We start from the raw sequence: 16,899 nt of genomic DNA on the forward strand, positions 1-16,899 counted from the left end.
GAGCGGCGTCAGTACGCCCCGGCCCGCCACCGCTGGTGTGCGCCGCCGTCCAGGCGGTCCAGTGACAGCCCGTCGCGCCATTCCGGGGTGAGGGCCCTGCCGAGGTCGATCACCGGGCGGATCGCCCCGTCGCCGTCCACCACGAACCTCAGGTTGTCCCCGTTGCGCCCGTAGAGCGCACGGCACTCCCAGATCCCGACTCCGCGATCGACGTCCCCGCGGCTGTCCAGGCAGAAGTCCGGGTCGGCGTACGACTGGAGGGCGTTCCGCTCGGCGTCGTAGCGCCAGCGCTGGGTGGGGGAGGGGCCGCACGGGGCGGTGACGACGTCGTTGCCCTCCTCGAAGGAGCCGTCGCGCACGTCCAGGCACAGGCCCGACGCGGCGTTCACCACCTGCGCGAAGGCGCCGCCCGGCGGACGCGGCGCGGCGGGCCGCGGGGTGGGCACCGGTTTCGGCGCAGCCGTGCGCGTGGACGACGGGGACGGCGACGCGGAAGCAGCAGAAGGAGAAGAAGAAGGGGACGGTGAGGCGGACGCCGACGCGCGCGACGGCGACGGGGACGCCGAGACGGTCGCCGTGGCCGTCACCGTCACCGGGGGCACGATCGTCGGCGTGGTGACCGCGCTCGCCCGGTCCTGGGCGGGCTGTTCGGCCGGCTTGAGGAGCAGCACCAGCAGCGGGACCAGTGCGACGCCGAGCGCGGCCGAGGCGAGCGCGACCCGGCGGGCGGGCCGCCAGGACTCCTCCTCGGGCAGGGCAAGCGGCCCGGGGCCGGGGGTCTCCTGGCGCGGGTACGCCGTGCCACCCCACGGCAGCAGCCCCTCGGCCAGCGCCGCGGCGGGCGTGTCGTACAGCGTGGCCTGTTCCTCGCGGGCGGCCGTGCAGGAGGCGCAGTGCGTCATGTGGATGCGCAGATCGGCGCTGTCGCGGGGGTGGTCGGGCCGTACCGACTCCTCGATCAGACGGCGGAAGTCACCGCAGGCCGGATCCGGTGAGGCGGCCAGGCGCTGCCGCAGACACGCCTGCGCCAGGGTCTTCAGCGCGGGGCCCGTGCCGTGGACGACGTCCGCGGGGCTCATGCCGACCAGCGCGGCGGTGCGCTCGGCCGTCTCCCGTTCCAGGACGCCGTACCAGATGAGGCCCTGGGTGCGCGGGGGCAGCGAGCGGAAGGCGGGGAGCATCGCGGGGGCGGGCCCGTGCGGTCCCGCGCTGCTCAGCACGAGCAGCAAAGAGGGGTCGAGGCCGCCCGCGCGTTCGTCCGCCGCCCAGGCGCCGGCGAGCCGGACCGTGAGCAGCAGGAGGTGGTGCCGCCACGGTACGGCGGGGTCGATGCCGCGCGCGGTCTCCCGGGCGGCCTGTGCGAAGGCCTCCGCGGCCAGCTGCCGGGCCGCCGCGTCACCGGCGGTGCACCGGCGTGCGTACTCGAGGACGCGGCCCAGGTGCCGGCGGCGCAGCTCCTGCAGCGCGGGGTACGCGGTCGCCGTCCCCGTGCGCAGCAGCTCCGTCAGACGTGCGTCGGACGCGTCCGCGTACACCTCCGCCTCGGCCCGGGCCATCCGCCGCCTCCTCGCGCACGTTCGCTGACCTACCGACCAGTAGGGGGCGACCGTAGTGCATGGAGGGGGCGCAGGGGACCCGGGAGGAAGAAGTTTCCCGGGGTAACCCCTGTGAACGCCGTGGAAGGTCCTGTCACTCCTCGACGGTGAGGCCCTTGCGCAGCCGCACCAGCGTCCGCGACAGCAGACGCGAGACGTGCATCTGGGAGATGCCGAGTTCCTCGCCGATCTCCGACTGGGTCATGCCGGCGACGAACCGCAGGGAGAGGATCTGCCGGTCCCGCGGCGGGAGCTCGGCGATCAGCGGCTTCAGCGACTCGACGTACTCGATGCCCTCGAGTCCGTGGTCCTCGTAGCCGATGCGGTCCGCGAGCGCGCCCTCGGAGTCGTCGTCCTCCGGCTGGGCGTCCAGCGAGGACGCCGTGTACGCGTTGGACGCGGCCATGCCCTCGACGACCTCGTCGTTGGTCAGGCCGAGGCGCTCGGCCAGCTCCGCGACCGTCGGGGCGCGGTCCAGCTTCTGGGCCAGCTCGTCGCCGGCCTTGGCCAGGTCCAGGCGCAGCTCCTGCAGCCGGCGCGGGACGCGCACCGACCAGGACGTGTCGCGGAAGAAGCGCTTGATCTCCCCGATGATGGTTGGCATCGCGAAGGTCGGGAACTCGACGCCCCGGGACATCTCGAAGCGGTCGATGGCCTTGATCAGGCCGATGGTGCCGACCTGGATGATGTCCTCCATCGGCTCACTGCGGGAGCGGAAGCGGGAGGCGGCGAACTTGACGAGCGCGAGGTTCAGCTCGACGAGAGTGTTGCGGACGTACGAATAGTCGTGCGTGCCTTCCTCGAGGGACTCCAGCCGCTCGAAGAGGGTCTTGGACAGGGCCCGCGCGTCGACGGGGCCGACCTCGTCGTAGGGCGGGATCTCCGGGAGTGCGGAAAGTATGTCCTCCGGAGGGGGTGTCGACGTCGTCGTCGGGGTATGCGAGGCGTCGAGCCGGGGTGACATGAGGTCCTCCATCGTTCTCGGCATATGGCTGCCGAAGCCAGTACGTGCACTGCGGTGTGCGGCGCCTCCAAAGCCGGCCGTGTCGCTTACGGGGTCCTACTAGGCCTACCCGCTTCGATGGAACGATCGCAAGTGCGTTTCGTTCGGGTATGTCCGTTTGTGTGCAGTTGTTCGGGTGTCGGGTCCCGTGGAGAAGGCGTAATGTTCGAGGTCGTCAGTCAGCAGCCACGACCTCGGGAGTAACACGGCATGGACCGCGGGACGGTCGGCAGCGCACAGTCGGGCCGGCTTCTGGTGGAGGTGCGGGAAGAGGGTTCCAGTGCCGTCGTGACAGCGGCGGGCGAACTGGACCACCACACCGCCGAACTGCTGCGCGAGCCCCTCGAGGACTGCCTCGGCAAGGGCTTCAGCAGGCTCGTCGTCGACTGCTCGCGCCTGGAGTTCTGTGACTCCACGGGCCTGAACGTGCTGCTCGGCGCCCGTCTCAAGGCGGAGGCCGCCGGAGGCGGGGTCCACCTCGCCGGGATGCAGCCGGTGGTGGCCCGTGTGTTCGAGATCACCGGGGCCGAGGCAGTCTTCACCGTGCACGACTCGGTCGAGGACGCCCTGGCAGGTGACGGCGGTTCCGCGCCGCCGGGGGCCGCCGACTGACCCACCCGCCCGTGCGGTGCCTTCCGGCGCGGCCCCCAGGTATGTGTACGTCACACCTGCCGTGCCGAACCGGGGGGTGTTCCGTCCGCCGGGTCGGGCAGGAGACATCCTGAACCTGTCGAGCCATCGACGGAACCGTCCCCCGTCGAGCCACGTAGTGAGTCGTGAACCGAAGTCTTGAATCCTGAACTGGTGAATCGGTGAGGTGAAGCGCTGATGAGCACCACCCGGCCTTGCTCGCCGGGCGACCGCGGCCCGGAGCCCAGCGGCGCTTCCGGAGCGTCGGCGGGCCGCCAGGTCCGCACGCTGAGCTTCGACGACCAAAGCGGTGTCGTTCCGCTCGCCCGCGATTTCGCCCGTCAGGCGCTGTACGCGTGGGGGTGGCTGCCGGCCGCCTCGGCGGACCAGCGGGCCGCGGCCGAGGATGTGCTGCTTGTCGTGTCCGAGCTGGTCACGAACGCGTGCCTGCACGCCGAGGGGCCGGACCGGATGGAACTCACCTGCGACAACAAGGTGATCCGCATCGAGGTGGCCGACCGCGGGACGGGCCAGCCGGCACCCCGCACCCCGCACCGCGCGGGCCGTCCCGGCGGCCACGGCATGTTCATCGTCCAGCGGCTGTGCCTCGACTGGGGCGTCATCCGGCTGCCGGGCGTCACGGGCAAAAGAGTCTGGGCGGAACTGGGCGCTCCGGCGTAGCGCTCTGCGCCCTGCCGCGTCCTGGCTGTGCTGCGCACCTGTATGAAGCGCTCTGCCTCCCGGCCGTGCTGCGCACACGTGTGAAGCGCTCTGCCTCCTTGCCGTGCTGCGCACACGTCTGAGGGGCGCGGGGAACGGCGCGAGCACCCACGACTCACCCGGACACGAACGAAGGCCGCCGCACCCCCCGGGAGGGAGATGCGGCGGCCTTCGTTCAAGAGCCCTCGGTGGGCGGTGACGTCAGTGGACGTCGCCCATCAGCGCCTTCACCTTGCGCCGGTACATGTACACCGCGAACCCGGCCAGCGCCGCGAGGACCGCCTCGCCGAGCACCGCGCCCGTGCCGCTGAGGTCGACACCGGCAACCGCCGGGTTGGACAGCAGCGAGGTGATCGAGTCACCCGCGGTGACCGCGAGGAACCACACACCCATCATCTGGCTGGCGTACTTCGCCGGCGCCATCTTCGTGGTGACCGACAGACCGACCGGCGAGATGCACAGCTCGCCCACGGTCTGGATCAGGTAGATCCCGACCAGCCACATCGGCGTGACCTTGGTGCCGTCGGACGCCATGCCCAGCGGCAGCAGGAAGAAGAAGAACGACACGCCGATGAAGAACAGACCCGCGGCGAACTTCGCGACCGTGCTGGGCTCCTTGCCCTTGCGGTTCAGCCACAGCCAGATCCACGCCATGACCGGCGCCAGCGCCATGATGAACACCGGGTTCAGCGACTGGTACCAGGAGGACGGGAAGCTGAAGCCGAACAGCGAGTCGGCGGCCTTGGTCTCACCGAACGCCTGGACCGTGGAGCCACCCTGGTCGTAGATCATCCAGAACGCGGCGGCCGCGACGAAGAACCAGATGTATCCGGTCATCTTCGACTGCTCGACGGTCGACAGTTCCTTGTCCCGCTTGATGCGCAGCAGCACACCCGCCGGGATGATCAGGCCGATGACGGTGAGCGGGATCATCGCCCAGTTCAGCGTGAAGTGGCCGGTGAAGCCGACGACGCCGTAGAAGACGGCCGCGATGGCCAGCCACATCAGGCCCTTGCGCAGCCAGGCGGCGCGCTCCTCGGCCGCGAGCGGCTTCGGGACGACGTTGCTCTCCGGGCTGAGGTTGCGGGTGCCGAGCAGGAAGGCGGCGAGACCGATGGCCATACCGACGGCGGCGAGGCCGAAGCCGAGGTGCCAGTTCACTTCCTGGCCGACCGTGCCGATGATCAGCGGCGCGAAGAAGGCACCCATGTTGATGCCCATGTAGAAGATCGTGAAGCCGCCGTCCCGGCGCGGGTCGTCCGGACCGTCGTACAGGTGGCCGACCATCGTGGAGATGTTGGCCTTCAGCAGACCGGAACCGAGCGCCACGAGGCCGAGGCCCGCGAAGAACGGCGCCTGGCCGCCGGGCAGCGCCAGCACGAGGTGACCGGCCATGATCGTGACCGCCGCGATGGCCACCGTCTTGCGGGGGCCCCAGACGCGGTCGCCGAGCCAGCCGCCGGGCATGGCGAGCAGGTACACCATCGACAGGTAGACGGAGTAGATCGCCGTCGTCGTGGCCAGGTCCATGCCCAGGCCACCGCCCATGCTGCCCTTCTTGGCGTCGGGGCCGCCGGAGAGCAGATAGACGACGAGCAGAGCCCTCATGCCGTAGAAGCTGAAACGCTCCCACATCTCGGTCATGAAGAGAGTGGCCAGTCCGCGGGGGTGGCCGAAGAAGGTCTTCCCGGAGCCGGGGGTGCCCGGCTGGACCGAGGCCTTCGTCAGGCTGGACGCCATGGTCGTTCCTTGCTGGTCGGGACGCGCGGGATGGAGCGTTGCGCGCCCGGTGGGGGGCAGGCCGGCACCGGCACGGTCGGTCCGCCCATCCCCCACGCCCAGGGAGAGTCCGTTCCGGATCGCGGAACGGGGGACGGAGACCACCGGGATCCACGCCTCCAGGCGCGTTGTCGCGCTCGAGGCCCGGCCTCAGGTCATTCCTTTCAAGGCCGGCCGCAGCCGGCCCGCACACAAAGAAGACCTTCAGCGTCACAAAACTCGCCAAAGGTCCCCGCGGTGCTACAGGCGTTGATTCACCATACGGCAGGACACCGCCCGGTATGGAAGGACTTGAGACGCGGATCACAGACCGCCGAGGAACCGCAAGCCCCGTCTCGGCAGTCGATACCAGGATGGCATCCGCCGTCCCCGGGCCCCGACACGGGGTCCGGCCGCGCGGAGCGCGCCCGGTGACGCCCCCTGTCCGGGTTGTCCGAAGGTAAGAGCCGGGCGTGGCGATCTCACCTCGGGCGTTGCACCAGGCGGACTACCATCACCTCATGACCCGTGTACTGCTCGCCGAGGACGACGCGTCCATCTCGGAGCCGCTGGCCCGCGCACTGCGCCGCGAAGGGTACGAGGTCGAGGTGCGCGAGGACGGCCCCACCGCGCTCGACGCCGGAATGCAGGGCGGCGTCGACCTGGTCGTGCTGGACCTCGGGCTGCCCGGCATGGACGGCCTGGAGGTCGCGCGCAGACTGCGCGCCGACGGCCACACCGTGCCGATCCTGATCCTGACCGCGCGCGCCGACGAGGTCGACACGGTGGTCGGCCTGGACGCGGGCGCCGACGACTACGTCACCAAGCCGTTCCGCCTCGCCGAGCTGCTCGCCCGGGTCCGCGCCCTGCTGCGGCGCGGTGCGGCGGAGCCGCAGCAGCCGCCCGCGACGCACGGCGTGCGGATCGACGTCGAGTCGCATCGCGCGTGGATGGGCGACGAGGAGCTGCAGCTCACGGCGAAGGAGTTCGACCTGCTGCGGGTCCTGGTGCGCGACGCCGGCCGGGTCGTGACGCGTGACCAGCTGATGCGCGAGGTCTGGGACACCACGTGGTGGTCGTCCACCAAGACCCTCGACATGCACATCTCCTGGCTGCGCAAGAAGCTCGGCGACGACGCGGCGAACCCCCGCTACATCGCGACGGTGCGCGGCGTCGGCTTCCGCTTCGAGAAGAGCTGAGCCGGGCTCCCGGGCCCAACCGGTCCGCCCCCGGGCCGAGCCGGGCTCCCCGGCCTGACAGGACCCACCGGCCCGACCCGGGCTCCCCGGCCTGACAGGACCCACCGGCCCGAGCCGGGCTCCCCGGCCTGACCGGACCCCGCGGGCCGGACCGGAGCCGATCCGCACCAGGCACCTTCAGGACAAGAGGACATGCGCCGTCGTCTCATCCAGTCCACGCTCGCCGTGGTGCTCGTCGTCATCGCCGTCTTCGGTGTGTCCCTCGTGATCGTCGAGACGCGGACGATCAGCAACACGGCGCAGGAGCGGGTGGACTCCGAGGCGCTGCGCCTGGCCAGCGTGGTGGACAGCCGGCTGCTGAGCGCCGCCGGCGTCACCCCGGAGATCCTGCACGGCCCCGGCATGCAGGACCGCTACGCGGTGGTGCGCATCCCCGGGCGGGCGCCGATCGAGGTCGGCACCAAGCCCGAGGGCGAGGTCATCCGCTCCAAGGAGCAGAAGGGCGAGGAAGGCGAGACCGTCGTCGTCGAGGAGCCGCGCTCCACGGTGACCCGGGAGGTCGGCCGCACCCTGCTGATCATCGGTCTGGTCGCGCTGCTCGCGGTGGTGGCGGCGGTGCTGCTGGCGATCCGCCAGGCCAACCGGCTCGCCTCCCCGCTGACCGACCTGGCCGAGACGGCCGAGCGGCTCGGCTCCGGCGACCCGCGCCCGCGGCACAAGCGGTACGCCGTGCCCGAGCTGGACCGGGTCGCCGATGTGCTGGACTCCTCCGCGGAACGCATCGCCCGGATGCTCACCGCCGAGCGGCGGCTCGCCGCGGACGCCTCCCATCAGCTGCGTACGCCGCTGACCGCGCTGTCGATGCGGCTGGAGGAGATCACCCTCACCGACGACCTGGACACGGTGAAGGAGGAGGCGAACGTCGCGCTGACCCAGGTCGAGCGCCTGACGGACGTGGTCCAGCGGCTGCTGACCAACTCGCGCGACCCGCGTACCGGCTCCGCCGTCGCCTTCGACCTCGACGAGGTGATCCAGCAGCAGGTCGCCGAGTGGCGCCCCGCCTATCGCAGCGTCGGCCGGGCGATCGTCAGCTCGGGGAAGCGGCATCTGCAGGCGGTGGGCACGCCGGGGGCGGTGGCGCAGGTGCTGGCGGCACTGATCGAGAACTCCCTGATGCACGGCGGCGGCACGGTCGCGCTGCGCACGCGGGTCACCGGCAACCAGGCGGTGATCGAGGTGACGGACGAGGGCCCGGGTGTCCCGTCGGAGCTGGGCGCGCGCATCTTCGAGCGCACGATCAGCGGCCGCAACTCCACCGGCATCGGCCTGGCCGTCGCCCGCGATCTCGCGGAGGCCGACGGCGGCCGGCTGGAGATGCTGCAGGCGGCTCCGCCGGTCTTCGGCCTGTTCCTCTCCCGCAGCCAGCCGGCGAAGAAGCCGACCCGCGACGAGGAACCGACGGTCCGCTGAGCGCGGACGTCGTCACCGGAAGACTCAGCAGAAGACCAGGTCAGACCCGCTGCCGAGGCCGCGCGGGCCGGGCCGGGTCCACGGCGGACGGTGCGTCCGGGGTGCCCTCGCCGGTGGGCAGGGCACGGAAGACCCAGGTGCGGTAGGACCAAAAGCGGAACAGGGTCGCGACGCCGATGCCGAGGAACTTGAAGATGTTGCTCTGCAGCGGGGTGTCCCAGCCGAAACCGTAGGTCGCCACGTACAGCACGCCGTTCTCGATGACCATGCCGATCACACTGAACAGCAGGAACAGGGTCAGTTCCCGGGTGCGTCCGTTCTTGTCGGCGTCGCGGTAGGTGAAGTACCGGAAGCCGACGTAGTTGAAGACGATCGACACGGCCGTGGCTATGACGCTGGCCCGGACCACCTGCAGATCGGTCATATGCCGGACGAGGTTGAACACACCCAGGTTGACGAGCACGCCCGCACCGCCCACGGCGCCGAACTTGGCGATCTCGCGGAAAAGCCGCTGAAACCCCGAGGTACCGCTTCCCATGGTCGAGCAGGCCCCCAGTCGTTACGGTTTCGTCAACCCCGCCATGCTAACCACCCCTAACGGCGGATGCCCGCCGAGTACCCGAGGAGGCCGGTGAGAGGCCCGACGGACGGGGTGAGAGCCCGGTGAGAGGCGCCCGACCCGGTCTGCTCCGCGTGGCCGATACCCTATGGGTGTGACGTTCCCGGTAGTCGGCATGGTCGGCGGGGGCCAGCTCGCTCGTATGACACACGAGTCGGGCATCCCGCTGGGCATCAGGTTCAAGCTCCTCAGTGACACCCCTCAGGATTCCGCGGCGCAGGTCGTGAGCGATGTCGTCATCGGCGACTATCGCGATCTCGACACGCTGCGCGAGTTCGCGCGCGGGTGCGATGTGATCACCTTCGATCACGAACATGTACCCACCGAGCACCTCAGGGCCCTGGAGGCGGACGGCATCCCCGTGCGCCCCGGGCCGGACGCGCTCGTGCACGCCCAGGACAAGGGGGTGATGCGCGCCAGGCTCGACGCACTCGGCATTCCGTGCCCACGGCACAGGATCGTTTCCGATCCGCAGGACGTCGCCGCGTTCGCGGCGGAGGGCGACGGTTTCCCCGTCGTCCTGAAGACCGTCCGCGGCGGCTACGACGGCAAGGGTGTGTGGGTCGTCGACAACGCCGAGGAGGCGGAGGACCCCTTCAAGGCGGGGGTCCCGGTCCTCGCGGAGGAGAAGGTCGACTACGTCCGTGAGCTGGCCGCCAACGTGGTGCGCTCCCCGCACGGCCAGGCCGTCGCCTATCCGGTGGTCGAGTCGCAGCAGGTGAACGGCGTGTGCGACACCGTCATAGCCCCGGCGCCCGACCTCGACGAGGAGCTGGCGCTGAAGGCCGAGGAGATGGCCCTGACCATCGCCAAGGAGCTCGGTGTCGTCGGCCACCTGGCCGTCGAGCTGTTCCAGACCCGCGACGGCCGCATCCTGGTCAACGAGCTGGCGATGCGCCCGCACAATTCCGGCCACTGGAGCATGGACGGCGCGATCACCTCGCAGTTCGCCAACCACGTCCGCGCCGTCCTGGACCTCCCGCTCGGCGACCCGCGCCCGCGGGCCAAGTGGACGGTGATGGTCAACGTCCTCGGCGGCGACTATCCGGACATGTACTCGGCGTATCTGCACTGCATGGCGCGCGACCCGCAGCTGAAGATCCACATGTACGGCAAGGACGTGAAGCCCGGCCGCAAGGTCGGCCACGTCAACACCTACGGCGACGACCTGGACGACGTGCTGGAGCGCGCCCGTCACGCTGCCGGCTACCTGAGAGGCACCATCACCGAATGAGCCCTGTTGTTGGCATCGTCATGGGGTCGGACAGCGACTGGCCCGTCATGGAGGCCGCCGCGAAGGCCCTCGACGAGTTCGAGGTGGCCTACGAGGTCGACGTCGTCTCCGCGCACCGCATGCCCCGCGAGATGATCGCGTACGGCGAGCAGGCCGCCGACCGCGGGCTGAAGGTGATCATCGCCGGTGCGGGTGGCGCCGCCCACCTGCCCGGCATGCTCGCCTCGGTCACCCCGCTGCCCGTCATCGGTGTGCCCGTGCCGCTGAAGTACCTCGACGGCATGGACTCGCTGCTGTCGATCGTGCAGATGCCGGCCGGCGTGCCGGTCGCCACGGTCTCCGTCGGCGGTGCCCGCAACGCCGGTCTGCTGGCCGCCCGGATCCTCGCCGCCCACGACGAGGAGCTGCTGGGCCGCATGCGGGACTTCCAGCAGGAACTGGGCGACCAGGCCACCGAGAAGGGCAAGCGCCTGCGGTCCAAGGTCGAGGGAAGCAACGGCTTCGGCTTCGGGAAGTGACGCGATGACGTCCCTTCAGGCAGCCCGGGAACTCCTCGCCGAGTTCCCGGTCGTCGACGGCCACAACGACCTGCCGTACGCCCTGCGCGAGCAGGTCCGCTACGACCTCGGCGCCCGTGACATCGCCGCCGACCAGTCCGCCCACCTGCACACCGACCTGCCCCGGCTGCGGGCGGGCGGGGTCGGCGCGCAGTACTGGTCGGTGTACGTCCGCTCCGACCTGCCGGACGCGGTGCCGGCCACGCTGGAGCAGATCGACTGCGTACGGCGCCTGGTCGACCGGCACCCGGCCGAGCTGCGGCTGGCGCTGACGGCCGCCGATCTGGAGGCGGCGCGCGGTGAGGGCCGTATCGCCTCGCTGATGGGCGCGGAGGGCGGGCACTCCATCGCCAACTCGCTCGGCACCCTGCGCGGGCTGTACGCGCTCGGCGTGCGGTACATGACGCTCACCCACAACGACAACGTGGACTGGGCGGACTCCGCGACCGACGAGCCGAGGGCGGGCGGCCTGACGGCCTTCGGCCGCGAGGTGGTGCGGGAGATGAACCGGCTCGGCATGCTCGTCGACCTCTCCCATGTAGCGGCGAGCACCATGCGGGACGCGCTGGACGTCACCGAGGCGCCGGTGATCTTCTCGCACTCGTCCTCCCGGGCGGTGTGCGACCACCCGCGCAACATCCCCGACGACGTGCTGGAGCGGCTGCCCGCCAACGGCGGGGTGGCGATGGTGACGTTCGTGCCGAAGTTCGTCCTGCAGGCGGCCGTGGACTGGACGGCGGCCGCGGACGAGAACATGCGCGCGCACGGGCTGCACCACCTGGACACCAGCCCCGAGGCGATGAAGATCCACCGCGCGTTCGAGGAGCGCACCCCGCGCCCCGTCGCCACGGTCGCGACGGTCGCCGACCACCTGGACCACATGCGCGAGGTGGCCGGCGTCGACCACCTCGGCATCGGCGGCGACTACGACGGCACGGCGTTCACCCCCGAGGGTCTGGACGACGTCTCCGGCTACCCGAACCTGATCGCCGAACTGCTGGACCGCGGCTGGTCGAGGTCCGACCTGGCCAAGCTGACCTGGCAGAACGCGGTCCGGGTGCTGGGCGCGGCCGAGGACGTCTCCCGGGAGCTGCGCAGGCAACGCCCCGCGTCCCACGCGACGATCGAGTCGCTGGACGGCTGAGCACCATCCCTGGTGGTACCGGAAAGTCGTACCGGAGCAGTCCCATGTTCCGGTACGACTTGGATGGAGGGCGAAGGCGGATGACCATAAGCGCCAGTGAGGCACGCAGGGACCTGTTCCCCTTGATCAAGCGCGTCAATGACGATCACACCCCGGTCCGCATCAGCTCCAAGGGCGGCGATGCCGTTCTCATGTCCGCCGACGACTACGAGTCCTGGCAGGAGACGGTCTACCTCCTGAGGTCCCCCGCGAACGCCCGCCGGCTCATGGAAGCGGTCGCGCGTGACCGGGCGGGCACCGCCGCCGTCGGCAGGACACTGGAGGAACTGCGGGACCTGGCGGGCGGCGAGTGAGGAGCGTCCACGTCGACCCGCACGCCTGGGAGGACTTCCTCTTCTGGCTCGGCTCGGACCGCGGGACGGCGCGCCGTATCACCCGCTTGACCGGTGAGATCCAGCGCGACCCGTTCACCGGCATCGGCAAGCCGGAACCGCTCAAAGGCGACCTGTCCGGCTACTGGTCCCGCCGTATCGACGACGAGCACCGGCTGGTCTACCGGGCCGACGACAAGGAAGTGAAGATCCTCAAGGCCCGCTACGACTACCACGACTGATCCCGTGCGGAGCCGCCGGGCGTACCCCCGAACGCCCCGTCCACCAGGAAGGACGCCCCGCCCCGTGCGACCGTGACGGTACTGCCGTTCTGCCGCCGATCACGACGTACGGAGACCGTCATGGCCGACCTCCAGGACGAACTGCACGACACGACCGAGATCGGCGACCTGCCCGTCGACGACCCTGTCGACGACCCCTTCCCGAAGGCGTACGCCGCCGCGCTGGACGCCGTCGACCGGGTGCGCGCGCTGCTCGCCGAGCACCCCGTCGCCGACGGCTACAGCGCGCTGTCCTGGGCGCTGCGCAAGCTGCCCTGGTACGACCTCGAACTGGGCGACAGCTCCGTCGACACGGACGTGCCCCGGCTGCGCGAGGGCCACGTCGGTGCCCTGCTGTGGTCCCTGCACCTGCCGGGGGAGCCGGCCGCGGGCCGCGCGCTCGTCAGCACGCTGACCCAGCTCGACCTGCTCCGCTCCGTCGTACGCGGTCACCCCGAGGGACTGCGGCTGGCCCGGACCGCCGGGCAGGTCATCGACGCCCGCAACTGCGGCCGCGTCGCCGTGATCCCCGGCCCGGCCCCGGCCGCCGCCCTCGGCGACTCCGTCGCCATCCTGCGCGTGCTGCACTCCCTCGGCGTCCGCGTCGTCACCCTGGCCGGCACCAGCTGGGCCAGCGAGGCGGGCCTGAGCCGGTTCGGCGAGGAGGTCGTCCGCGAGATGAACCGGCTCGGGGTGCTCGCCGACCTCTCGGGTGCCTCCGACGCCACCATCGCCCGCGCCCTCACCCTGTCCCGGACGCCGGTGCTGTGCACCCGGTCCGGCGCCCGCGCGCTGTGCCCGCACCCCGACAACCTGCCCGACGAGCTGCTCGCCCGGCTCGGCGCGGCCAAGGGGCTGTGCATGGTGCCGCTGGCCGCCGACCAGACCGGGCCGAGGCTGAAGGACGTCGCCGACCACCTCGACCACGTCCGCACCGTCGCCGGTGCGGACTGCGTCGCCCTGGCCGGCACCTACGACTCCGGCGCGGACCACCCGCAGGACCTCACCGACCCCTCCTGCTACCCCCGGCTCATCGCCGAACTGCTGCGCCGAGGCTGGCCGGAGGCCGACCTCGCCCTGCTGACCTGGGGCAACGTCCAGCGTGTCCTGCGCAGCGCCGACTTCGCGGCACGGACCGCGCAGGACCGCCGGGAACCGTCGGCGGCGACGATCGAGGAACTGGACGGATAGCGGGCCCCCGGGAAATTGGGGACTGATACCGGCCCCGGGAGCGGCGTCAGCCCTCGGGGCTCCGCACGGCTTCCGGAGCGGCGTCAGCCCTCGGGGTGCCCACACGGCCCCCGGAGCGGCGTCAGTCCTCGGGGATCAGGCACAGGCAGAACGGGTGGCCGGCCGGATCGGCGTACACCCGGAAGTCCTCGTCGCCCTCCTCCCGCTTCAGCAGCCGGGCCCCCAGGTTCAGGACCCGCTTCTCCACCTGGTCGACCTCGTCCCAGCTCGACCCGGCGTCCAGGTCCAGGTGGAACTGCTGGGCGTTGCGGTCCGAGCGCGGCCACTCCGGCGGGGTGTGGCCCTCCGAGCGCTGGAACGCCAATCGGGGCCCGTCCGGCACCCGGAGCACGACCCAGTCGGCGTCCTCGCTCTCGGGCTCACCACCGACGATCTCGGCGTAGAAGCGGGCCAGCGCCCGCGGATCGGGACAGTCGACGACGACGGAACGCAGACGTGCCACACGGGGCATGGAGACCTCCCTGATCAGTGGTGTCTCGGCGGTGTCTCGGCGGGCGCGCCCGTCAGCAGGCGCACAGACAGAACGGGTGCCCGGCCGGATCGGCGTAAACCCGGAAGGTGCGCGTGCGGTCCTCGGCGTCCAGCGGCCGCGCGCCCAGCTCCAGCACGGCCTTCTCGGCCGTGTCCAGGTCCGGCACCGTCAGGTCCAGGTGGAACTGCTGCGAGCCGTCGGCGGACGGCCACGTCGGCGGGACGTAGTCGGGCGCCTGCTGGAAGGCCAGCTGCTTCCCGCCCGGCAGCTTCAGGTCCACCCACTCGCCCTGGTCCTCGATGGTGCCGCCCAGCACGGCGGCGTAGAACCCGGCCAGGGCACGGGGATCGGGGCAGTCCAGAACGACGACTCCCAGTTCGGCGACGGCCATGACGTCCTCCTCGGCATCGGTGACGTTACCCGGGCGGTTACCCATAGAGGCGGGTAAACGGTAACGGTTACTGCATGCTGCCCCATTGGAGGTAACGTCGCAAGCATGAGTGAGAGATCGGTCGCGCCCGGAGGACTCGCCCTCGTGGAGTCCCTGGTCAACACCCTGGACGTCGAGTCGGGCGGCGACACGCTCGGCACGGCCGAGGGCCGGGCGCGCTTCGGGCTCACCGAGGACGACCTGCCGCACGCCCGCGAACTGCGCGAGTCCCTGCGGGCGGCCCTCCTCGCGCACGCCGGGCACCCCCCGCACCGCCGGGTCACCCCGCTCGGCGAGCTGCTCGCCGCCGCCCCGCTGCTGGTCACCGTGGACGAGCGGGACGGCTCCGCCCGTCTCGCCCCGGCCGACTCCGCTCCGCTGCTCTCCCGTGTCGCCGCCGCCGTCGCCGAGGCCCTCGTCGCGGGCACCTGGGAGCGGCTCAAGGCGTGCGAGGCCGACACCTGCCACTGGGCGTACTACGACCGCAGCCCCGCCGGCCGCGGACGCTGGTGCTCGATGCAGGTCTGCGGGGCACGCGCGAAGATGCGGCGCTACCGGGCGAAGGGCGCGTGAACGGGCGGCTGCCGGGCGAAGGGGCGCGTGAACGGGCGGCTGCCGGGCGAAGGGGGCGTGAGCGGGCTCCGCGGTGGTGCAGAATGCGACAGACGCCGGTTCGGCCGACTGAGCCTCGGCCGAACCGGCGTCCCTCGTACGTCCGTGGGGAAACCGTCTGCTACGCGAAACCGTCTGCTACGCGGTGGGGCGGCCCATCGCCCGGTACGTCCACCCGGCCCGCCGCCACAGCTCCGGGTCGAGGGCGTTGCGGCCGTCCAGGATCAGCCGCTCCGCCGCGACCGAGCCCAGCTCCTCCGGGTCCAGCTCCCGGAACTCCTGCCACTCCGTGAGGTGCAGCACCACATCGGCGCCGCGCACGGCGTCCAGCGCGGTGCCGGCGTACCCCAGGGTGGGGAAGATCCGGCGGGCGTTCTCCATGCCCTTCGGGTCGTAGACGGTCACCTGACCGCCCTGGAGGTGGATCTGCCCCGCGACATTGAGCGCGGGGGAGTCGCGGACGTCGTCCGAGTCGGGCTTGAAGGTCGCCCCGAGCACCGCGACCCGCTTGCCCAGGAACGGGCCGCCGCCCAGCGCCTGCCGGGCCAGCTCCACCATCTGCCCGCGCTGGCGCATGTTGATCGAGTCGATCTCGCGCAGGAACGTCAGCGCCTGGTCGGCGCCCAGCTCACCGGCGCGCGCCATGAACGCCCGGATGTCCTTGGGCAGGCAGCCGCCGCCGAAGCCGATGCCGGCGCGCAGGAACTTCCGCCCGATCCGGTCGTCGTAGCCGATGGCCTCGGCCAGCTTGGCGACGTCGCCGCCGGCGGCCTCGCAGACCTCGGCCATGGCGTTGATGAAGGAGATCTTGGTGGCGAGGAAGGAGTTCGCGGACGTCTTCACCAGTTCGGCGGTCGGGAAGTCGGTGACGACGAACGGCGAGCCCTCGGCGATCGGCGTGGCGTACACCTCCCGCAGCAGCTTCTCCGCCCGCTCGCTGCGCACGCCGACCACGATCCGGTCCGGGTGCAGCGTGTCCTGAACGGCGAAGCCCTCGCGCAGGAACTCAGGGTTCCAGGCCAGCTCGGCGTCCCCGCCGGCCGGCGCGTGCTCGACCAGGTAGGAGGCGAGGCGGTCGGCGGAGCCCACCGGCACGGTCGACTTGCCGACGACGAGGGCGGGACCGCGCAGGTGCGGGGCGAGGGAGGCGATCGCGGAGTCGACGTAACTCATGTCGCAGGCGTACTCGCCGTGGCGCTGCGGGGTGTTCACGCACACGAAGTGCACCTCGCCGAACGCGCCGGCCTCCGCCCAGTCCTGGGTGAAGCGCAGCCGCCCGCTGGACCCCTCGATCCCGGCGACGTGCTTGCGCAGCAGGTCCTCGAGTCCCGGCTCGTACATCGGGACCTCGCCCCGCTGGAGCTTCTCGATCTTCTCCGGGACGACGTCGAGGCCGAGCACCTCGAATCCCAGCTCCGCCATGGCCGCCGCGTGCGTGGCACCGAGATAACCGGTGCCGATCACGGTGATCTTGAGGGCCATGCGTGCTCCCGGGTCGAGGTCGTTCGGTGCGCGTGCCGAGCATAGCCGGGGCGCGCCGGTGGCCCTCACCG

General features: G+C 71.4%; 18 protein-coding genes. 11 read left to right on the forward strand and 7 right to left on the reverse strand.

The features are described from left to right. Positions 1 to 8 precede the first annotated feature (8 nt). Both ACZ64A_RS22595 and ACZ64A_RS22600 read right to left on the reverse strand, forming a co-directional pair. On the reverse strand, positions 9 to 1,556 hold the full coding sequence (locus ACZ64A_RS22595) for a ricin-type beta-trefoil lectin domain protein (RefSeq protein WP_469812518.1): 1,548 nt from the start codon (positions 1,554 to 1,556) through the stop codon (positions 9 to 11). 133 nt (positions 1,557 to 1,689) lie between these two features. Further along, positions 1,690 to 2,559, reverse strand: coding sequence for an RNA polymerase sigma factor SigF (locus tag ACZ64A_RS22600; protein WP_469812519.1), 870 nt, complete (start codon positions 2,557 to 2,559; stop codon positions 1,690 to 1,692). 249 nt (positions 2,560 to 2,808) lie between these two features. On the opposite strand from ACZ64A_RS22600, the gene ACZ64A_RS22605 reads away from it, so the two are divergent. Further along, on the forward strand, positions 2,809 to 3,210 hold the full coding sequence (locus tag ACZ64A_RS22605) for an STAS domain-containing protein (protein ID WP_361628617.1): 402 nt from the start codon (positions 2,809 to 2,811) through the stop codon (positions 3,208 to 3,210). 216 nt (positions 3,211 to 3,426) lie between these two features. Continuing rightward, positions 3,427 to 3,909, forward strand: coding sequence for an ATP-binding protein (locus ACZ64A_RS22610; RefSeq protein ID WP_469812520.1), 483 nt, complete (start codon positions 3,427 to 3,429; stop codon positions 3,907 to 3,909). Positions 3,910 to 4,149: 240 nt separating this feature from the next. On the opposite strand, the gene ACZ64A_RS22615 is transcribed toward ACZ64A_RS22610, so the two are convergent. After that, the gene (locus ACZ64A_RS22615; protein WP_469812521.1) at positions 4,150 to 5,688 is read right to left on the reverse strand and encodes a peptide MFS transporter; all 1,539 of its coding nucleotides are present in this window, start codon (positions 5,686 to 5,688) and stop codon (positions 4,150 to 4,152) included. A 539-nt stretch (positions 5,689 to 6,227) separates the two neighbouring features. Between ACZ64A_RS22615 and ACZ64A_RS22620 the strand changes: the two genes are divergently transcribed. Further along, on the forward strand, positions 6,228 to 6,905 hold the full coding sequence (locus ACZ64A_RS22620; RefSeq protein ID WP_020940464.1) for a response regulator transcription factor: 678 nt from the start codon (positions 6,228 to 6,230) through the stop codon (positions 6,903 to 6,905). Between the two features lie 192 nt (positions 6,906 to 7,097). After that, positions 7,098 to 8,375, forward strand: a complete 1,278-nt coding sequence (locus ACZ64A_RS22625; protein WP_469812523.1) for an ATP-binding protein — start codon at positions 7,098 to 7,100, stop codon at positions 8,373 to 8,375. Positions 8,376 to 8,415: 40 nt separating this feature from the next. Here ACZ64A_RS22625 and ACZ64A_RS22630 read toward each other — a convergent pair whose 3' ends face one another. After that, on the reverse strand, positions 8,416 to 8,913 hold the full coding sequence (locus tag ACZ64A_RS22630) for a GtrA family protein (protein WP_469812524.1): 498 nt from the start codon (positions 8,911 to 8,913) through the stop codon (positions 8,416 to 8,418). A gap of 175 nt (positions 8,914 to 9,088) precedes the next feature. Between ACZ64A_RS22630 and ACZ64A_RS22635 the strand changes: the two genes are divergently transcribed. The 6 genes from ACZ64A_RS22635 (at position 9,089) to ACZ64A_RS22660 (ending at position 13,772) form a co-directional block, all read left to right on the forward strand. After that, a complete protein-coding gene (locus tag ACZ64A_RS22635) occupies positions 9,089 to 10,228 on the forward strand; it encodes a 5-(carboxyamino)imidazole ribonucleotide synthase (RefSeq protein ID WP_469812525.1) in 1,140 nt (379 codons plus the stop codon). A 20-nt stretch (positions 10,229 to 10,248) separates the two neighbouring features. Continuing rightward, positions 10,249 to 10,746, forward strand: coding sequence for a 5-(carboxyamino)imidazole ribonucleotide mutase (purE, locus tag ACZ64A_RS22640; RefSeq protein WP_469812602.1), 498 nt, complete (start codon positions 10,249 to 10,251; stop codon positions 10,744 to 10,746). Positions 10,747 to 10,750: 4 nt separating this feature from the next. Next, on the forward strand, positions 10,751 to 11,929 hold the full coding sequence (locus ACZ64A_RS22645) for a dipeptidase (protein WP_469812526.1): 1,179 nt from the start codon (positions 10,751 to 10,753) through the stop codon (positions 11,927 to 11,929). A gap of 80 nt (positions 11,930 to 12,009) precedes the next feature. Next, positions 12,010 to 12,282 carry a type II toxin-antitoxin system Phd/YefM family antitoxin gene (locus ACZ64A_RS22650; protein ID WP_469812528.1) on the forward strand — a complete coding sequence of 91 codons (273 nt, stop codon included), beginning with the start codon at positions 12,010 to 12,012 and terminating at the stop codon, positions 12,280 to 12,282. Further along, positions 12,279 to 12,542 (forward strand): Txe/YoeB family addiction module toxin, encoded by a 264-nt coding sequence (locus ACZ64A_RS22655; protein WP_469812530.1) that lies wholly within the window; start codon positions 12,279 to 12,281, stop codon positions 12,540 to 12,542. Before ACZ64A_RS22650 ends, ACZ64A_RS22655 begins: the two co-directional genes overlap by 4 nt. Positions 12,543 to 12,662: 120 nt before the next feature. Continuing rightward, positions 12,663 to 13,772: a dipeptidase gene (locus ACZ64A_RS22660; RefSeq protein WP_469812531.1), complete on the forward strand. Its 1,110-nt coding sequence runs from the start codon at positions 12,663 to 12,665 to the stop codon at positions 13,770 to 13,772. A 121-nt stretch (positions 13,773 to 13,893) separates the two neighbouring features. On the opposite strand, the gene ACZ64A_RS22665 is transcribed toward ACZ64A_RS22660, so the two are convergent. After that, positions 13,894 to 14,283: a VOC family protein gene (locus tag ACZ64A_RS22665; RefSeq protein ID WP_469812533.1), complete on the reverse strand. Its 390-nt coding sequence runs from the start codon at positions 14,281 to 14,283 to the stop codon at positions 13,894 to 13,896. Between the two features lie 52 nt (positions 14,284 to 14,335). Next, on the reverse strand, positions 14,336 to 14,695 hold the full coding sequence (locus ACZ64A_RS22670) for a VOC family protein (protein WP_469812603.1): 360 nt from the start codon (positions 14,693 to 14,695) through the stop codon (positions 14,336 to 14,338). Positions 14,696 to 14,800: 105 nt separating this feature from the next. Here ACZ64A_RS22670 and ACZ64A_RS22675 point away from each other — a divergent pair, with 105 nt between their 5' ends. Continuing rightward, on the forward strand, positions 14,801 to 15,307 hold the full coding sequence (locus tag ACZ64A_RS22675; RefSeq protein WP_469812535.1) for a CGNR zinc finger domain-containing protein: 507 nt from the start codon (positions 14,801 to 14,803) through the stop codon (positions 15,305 to 15,307). A gap of 177 nt (positions 15,308 to 15,484) precedes the next feature. Here ACZ64A_RS22675 and ACZ64A_RS22680 read toward each other — a convergent pair whose 3' ends face one another. After that, positions 15,485 to 16,828, reverse strand: coding sequence for a UDP-glucose dehydrogenase family protein (locus ACZ64A_RS22680; RefSeq protein ID WP_469812536.1), 1,344 nt, complete (start codon positions 16,826 to 16,828; stop codon positions 15,485 to 15,487). Between the last annotated feature and the right edge of the window lie 71 nt (positions 16,829 to 16,899).

It is taken from the genome of Streptomyces sp. NPDC104814 (assembly GCF_055583185.1).